The organism is Bradyrhizobium sp., assembly GCF_016462955.1.
GTDB lineage: Bacteria > Pseudomonadota > Alphaproteobacteria > Rhizobiales > Xanthobacteraceae > Bradyrhizobium.
Window position 1 is genome coordinate 405 of the sequence record NZ_JAEMSD010000117.1, and the last position, 5834, is coordinate 6238.

At 64.6% G+C, this 5834-nt stretch carries 5 protein-coding genes; 4 read left to right on the forward strand and 1 reads right to left on the reverse strand.

The window, feature by feature from the left end:
• Positions 1-461 precede the first annotated feature (461 nt).
• From JHD07_RS14690 to JHD07_RS14705, 4 genes are all read left to right on the forward strand, one after another.
• A complete protein-coding gene (locus JHD07_RS14690; protein ID WP_291623331.1) occupies positions 462-2462 on the forward strand; it encodes an autotransporter domain-containing protein in 2001 nt (666 codons plus the stop codon).
• Positions 2463-2627: 165 nt separating this feature from the next.
• Positions 2628-3407, forward strand: coding sequence for an NAD kinase (locus JHD07_RS14695; protein ID WP_291623333.1), 780 nt, complete (start codon positions 2628-2630; stop codon positions 3405-3407).
• A gap of 99 nt (positions 3408-3506) precedes the next feature.
• Positions 3507-4052 carry a response regulator gene (locus JHD07_RS14700; RefSeq protein WP_074123331.1) on the forward strand — a complete coding sequence of 182 codons (546 nt, stop codon included), beginning with the start codon at positions 3507-3509 and terminating at the stop codon, positions 4050-4052.
• A gap of 29 nt (positions 4053-4081) precedes the next feature.
• Positions 4082-4660, forward strand: coding sequence for an Hpt domain-containing protein (locus tag JHD07_RS14705; protein WP_291623337.1), 579 nt, complete (start codon positions 4082-4084; stop codon positions 4658-4660).
• Between the two features lie 281 nt (positions 4661-4941).
• Here JHD07_RS14705 and JHD07_RS14710 read toward each other — a convergent pair.
• Positions 4942-5834 (reverse strand): DUF2336 domain-containing protein (locus JHD07_RS14710; RefSeq protein ID WP_291623339.1); only part of this gene is annotated, 893 nt, incomplete at its 5' end.

Consider the following 5834-nt stretch of genomic DNA (forward strand, 5'->3'; position numbering starts at 1 on the left):
CCACGAGCCAGAAGGTCCCGACGAGCGTCGCAGCCGCTGTGATAAAGCGCCTGAGCATCAAAATTCCATGTCGGCAGGCACCCGTACCGGGGTGTTCCGGCCCGGGATGACGTCCACGGGACCGGGATGCTGAAAACGCGAAACGCGGCCTGTCCGAAAAACTATAAATCTGGCCGAACTTTATCTTTGGGTCGCCAACCGATCAATGCGCGAATCGACTGCGCCCAAAGGTGTTTTATTCCCGCTGCCGCCTTCCGTGCGTGACCTGCGTCACAACTCGACGCCGTCAATCGCTGTGACGTCACATCACATGTGTGACTTTGCGGGTACAACGTCGCCGAAATCCGCTGTGGAGGCCCCGGTCCTCGGCGGATCAAGCTTTCGAGCGCCGATCGGGTGATTTACGTTTCTGAAAGTTTCTGGCGTGCGAACGCAAATTCTTTTTTTATTGGGGACTAAGGATGGCATCGTTTGCGCCCTCGCTGATCGGGCGGATCAGTCAGTTGAAGATCGCTTCCGGAGCTGTGGTTGCTCTTGCGCTGAGCTCCTCGGCGGTCTTCGCGCAGTGCGCGGCACCGGTCCAGACCGGGGTGCCGCTGACCAATCAGGGCCTGCTGGTCATTCCCCCCTCTGCCGCGGCCTCGGCGATCTCGGCCGCGATCGGCAACGTCAATACCGCCTTCCTGACCCAGCAGGGCAGCGCCTTCGTCTCGGCGCCGGCGAATCCAGCGCCCGACCAGCCGGGCGGCGGCGTGTGGGGCCGCGCCATCGGCGGCGAAGTCACCTTGAAGACGACGTCCAGCTCGAGCAGCACCAACGTCCGCAACGACACCGGCGCGGTCGTCAACACCTCGACCACGAACTGCGCCAACTCGGTCAAGGCGAACTTCGCCGGCGTGCAGGTCGGCGCGGACATCGCGCGGCTGAACTGGAACGGCTGGAACGTCCATCTCGGCACCACGGCCGGCTATCTCGGCTCGAAATCGGACGACAGCTTCGGCTTCAGCAACAAGTATGAAGTGCCGTTCCTCGGCACCTATGTCGTCGCCACCAAAGGCCGGTTCTTCGCCGACCTGATGGTCCGTACCGAATACTACAACATCACCCTCAACAATCCGGGCCTGACCTATTTCAACCAGCCGGTGGGGGCGCACGGTTATTCGGTATCGGCCTCGGCCGGCTACAATTTCGACGTCGGCAACAACTGGTTCGTGGAGCCCTCGGCCGGCTTCATCTATTCGAGCACCTCGGTCGATAGCTTCGTCAACCCCGGCACGGCCCTGCTGAGCATCCCCGGCACGGTGTCCACCAGCGACATCAAGAGCGAGATCGGCCGCCTCAGCCTTCGCGCCGGCACCACGATCGCGACGCCGAACGTGATCTGGCAGCCGTTCGCTTCCGCCAGCGTGTTCCACGAGTTCGCGGGCAGCATCACCACCAACTACACGTCGTTGCCGAACGGCGCCTTCCTCACCGGCGGGCCGTTTGGTCCCGGCCTCGTCCCGCAGACCTTCACCCAGACCACCTCGACCTCGCGCGTCGGCACCTACGGCCAATACTCTCTGGGCATCGCCGGGCAGATCGTGAACACCGGCTGGCTCGGCTACGCCCGCGTCGATTATCGCAACGGCAACAACATCGACGGCTGGACCGGCAATGCTGGCATTCGCTACCAGTTCACGCCCGAGACGATCGCTGCCGTGATGCCGACCAAGGCGCCGGTCAAGGCGCTGCGGCCCGCCGTCACGATGGTCAACTGGACCGGCTTCTATGTCGGCGGCGTGCTCGGTGGCGCGGCCGGCCGCACCGATATCGGCTTCGGCGGCAACCCGCCGGGCTCAGGTACGAAGCCCTGGACTCTTGGTGGTCTTGGCGGCCTCGCATTGGGCTACAATCATCAGCTGGCCAACAATTGGGTGCTCGGTGTCGAAGGCGATATCGTCGCGACGAACCTGCACGGCAGCCGCACGGCTGGCACCGCCAGCGGGTTCGATCCCGTCACCGGCAACAGCGTGGCTTTCAGCCCTGCCCTCATGACCGCCACCGACCGATCCAACTGGATGGCAACCGTGACCGGCCGCGTCGGCTATTCCTGGTACCGCACGCTGTTCTACGGCAAGGCCGGTGTCGCGATCGAGGACGGGAATGTCTCGGTGAACTGCATTTACGGATCGACTGGCACGCTTGCCGGCCGCGCCTGCCTCAACCAGGCCGGTGCGATCACCCCCGGCTTCTCGACGTCCGGCTACACCCGCGTCGGCTGGACCATCGGCTTCGGCAGCGAGTTCGATCTCGGCAAGGGCTGGTCGGCGAAGACGGAGTACGACTATCTCGCCTTCGGCCGCCGTTCGGCGCTGGCGAGCGACGGCACCACCACGTTGACCGACAAGGCAGACGTCAGCCAGGTGAAGGTCGGCCTCAACTATCGCTTTGCACCCCAGGCGGTGGTCGCGAAATACTGAGAAGAGCGGGCGATCCACCCGCTTTTCACCCTGAATTGAACCGGGCGGCCGCCAAAACGGCCGCCCGTTTGCTTTGCAGAGAGGCATCCTCGACAATGCAGGCCCATCTCGTATAGACGAGCCCGGCGGAACATATTCGAGCCAGCGGCACCTGCCTGGGAAGTCATGACCAAGTCCTCGCGACACGACCGGATCGCCTTCGTCGCCAGCCCGAGCAGCGAGGCACAGGCCGCCTTCAGCCAGCTCACGCGGGACTACGGCAATTGCGAACCCGCCGATGCCGACGTCGTGGTCGCGCTCGGCGGCGACGGCTTGATGCTCCAGACGCTGCACCAGAACATGCACTCGGGAAAGCCGATCTACGGCATGCACCGCGGCACGGTCGGCTTCCTGATGAACGAATACTCGACGCACGATCTGCGTGCGCGGCTCGAAGCGGCGCACGAATCCGAGATCAATCCGCTGCTGATGCGCGCAACCGACGTCAATGACCGCGTCCACTTGCATCACGCCATCAACGAGGTCGCCCTGTTCCGGCAGACCTACCAGGCCGCGCGCCTGCGGATCCTGATCGACGAGCGCGAGCGCATGTCCGAGCTGATCGCGGACGGCATCATGGTGGCGACGCCGGCCGGCTCGACCGCCTATAACCTCTCCGCGCAGGGGCCGATCCTGCCGATCAACGCCGCGTTGCTGGCGCTGACACCGATCAGCGCCTTCCGCCCACGCCGCTGGCGCGGCGCGCTGCTGCCCAACACGGCCTATGTCGTGATCGAGGTGCTGGAAGGCGACAAGCGGCCCGTCGCCGCCGTCGCCGACCACGACGAGGTACGCGACGTCCGCCGCGTCGAGGTGCTCTCCGACAAGACCATCTCGATGCGGATGCTGTTCGACCCCGGCCACAGCCTGGAAGAGCGCATCCTGCGCGAGCAGTTCGGCTACTGAGCCCCCGTCCCGCAACGTCTCGGGCCCCGCCGTCGCAACGCTTCGTTAACTCCCGGCGCGATATGGTTAACGAAGGTTGACCGCTTTGGCCCGGGCGTCATGTTCCGCATCGACTTCAACAAACTGCGCTTCCTCGTCTGCGACGACAATCCGCACATGCGCCGCATTCTACGGACGCTGCTGCATTCGTTCGGCGCGCGCGAAGTCTATGAGGCCGAGGACGGCGCGACCGCGCTCGAAATGTACAGCCACTACGTGCCCGACATCGTCATCACCGACTGGGCCATGCCGATCTTCGACGGGCTCGAGCTCGCGCAGATGATCCGGCAGCCGGAATCCAAGGGCAATCCTTATGCGCCCATCATCATGCTGACCGGACATTCCGAGAAGCGCCGCGTCACCATCGCACGCGATGCCGGCGTCACCGAATTCCTCGCCAAGCCGATCTCGGCCAAGGGACTCTATCAGCGCATCCTCAACGTGGTCGCCAATCCCCGCCCCTTCATCAAGACCAAGACCTATTTCGGGCCGGACCGCCGCCGCAACACCAACTCCGCCTATATGGGCCCCGAGCGCCGCGTCGGCGAAAAGCACGAGGTGCTGCAGCAGCCCTCGCTGCTCGACAAGGCCCGCTCCTCCATCTAGCGCAACCTCTTTCAGACGAGGCAGGCATCATGGCCAAGAACACCGCAAAGGACATCGAGGTCAAAGCCTTCGCTACGCACCAGATCATCACGCAGCCCAATCCGCTGCGCAAGGTTCTGCGCCGGGTCGAGGAAAAGGACATGGACGATCCGGTCGCCCGCGCCGAGCAGGCGCTGGCGGGCCTGTCCGGCGAGTTCAAGGACTGGATGACGATCGAGGTCCAGAGACTGTCCGCCGCATGGACTGCCGTGCAGCAGGACGGCTTCACCAAGAAGCTGCGCGACGAGCTGTTCCACGCCGCACACGACATCAAGGGCGATGCGGCGACGTTCGGCTTTCCTTCGGCGGCGGAAATCGCGGAGAGCCTGTGCCGCGTCATCGAGCACGCACCCGAGCTGAAAAAAGTCCCGGCCGAGCTGTTCACGCATCACATCAACGCCATTCTCGCCATCGTGCACGAGAACACCAGGCTCGACAGGATCAGCGTCTCGGCCGAGCTCAGCCGCCGCCTGCGCAAGGTCGCCGACGATTATCTCGCCCACGTCAACCGCGACCGCCCCGAGCATCTCGAGGTGATCCTGTCGCCGAGCATCGCGCCGGCGGAGTAGCCGCACCGCTCTCTCCTCCCGTCATTGCGAGAAGCCCGTGACAAAATTGCGAAGCAATTTTGCACTGGTGCGACGAAGCAATCCAAATCCCTCCGCGGAAGCAGCCGGGATTGCTTCGTTACGCTCGCAATGACAATGTTGAATGGCTTGCCTTCATCACCACGATCGGACTCGTAGGGTGGGCAAAGCGGAGCGTGCCCACCGATCTCGATTGTGCCGATAGAGTGGTGGGCACGGCGCTTCTGCGCCTTTGCCCATCCTACGGCATCTACGGCATCTTATTACGCTGCAATCAAATCGTCATATACGCTGGCATCATCAGCGGCGAGTTCGTCGCAGAACAGCCGTGCTTCCTCGCGCGCGGACTCCGTGGCGAAGCGGCGGAGCAGGACCATCAGCGGCTCGGTGGCGTCGCGATCGGACTCGCAATGGGTGAGCACGCGCTCGACCATGCGCCGGCGCAGCCGCGCCGCACCGTCGTCGGTGTCGACGAAACCCTGCTCGTGACAGGCATCGAGCGCGACCTGGAATGCCGCGAACGCCGTCTCGGGCAGCCCCGCGCGGCGCAGCAGTGCTTGCACGCTGTGGCCGCCGCGATCGTGCAGCAGCGCCGAGACGCGCGGCAGCGGCAGATCGGCAAGCTCGGCGAGGGCCGCATCGAACAAATCGAGATTGCCCGAGAGCAATGCCCGCAGGATCAGGCCCGCGGTCAATTGGCCGGTGACGCGCAAATGGCAGACCAGGCCTTGCATGTCCTCGCCGCGCGAGCGCGCCGCGATGTTCATGGTGGAGCGGTCGCGCGCCTCGATCGTGATACGGTCCGCACGGTCCGCGCTCAGCCAGTTTCGCGCCACCACGAATTGCGCCAGCGTCTGCGAGAGCTTTGCGACCAGCGCAGCGCGCGTCGCGGCCGGCAGATCCTCCAGCACTAGCATCGCCTCACGGATCGCAGCGAGGTGGCCGTGGCGCTCGGCGATGCGGTCCCAGGAGAACGGGGCGAGCTCGGCATGAGGATTTTCGATCAGCTCAAGCGCTGCCGCCGCGCAGCCGACCTCGGCAATGGCGGCGCAGACCGAAACCGGCAGCGCAATGCGCCGAGCAACCGCGCATTGCACCGCCTCATCGCCGGTCGCGACGATGTCGACGAGATCGGCGTCGATCAGCAGCGGAGAAT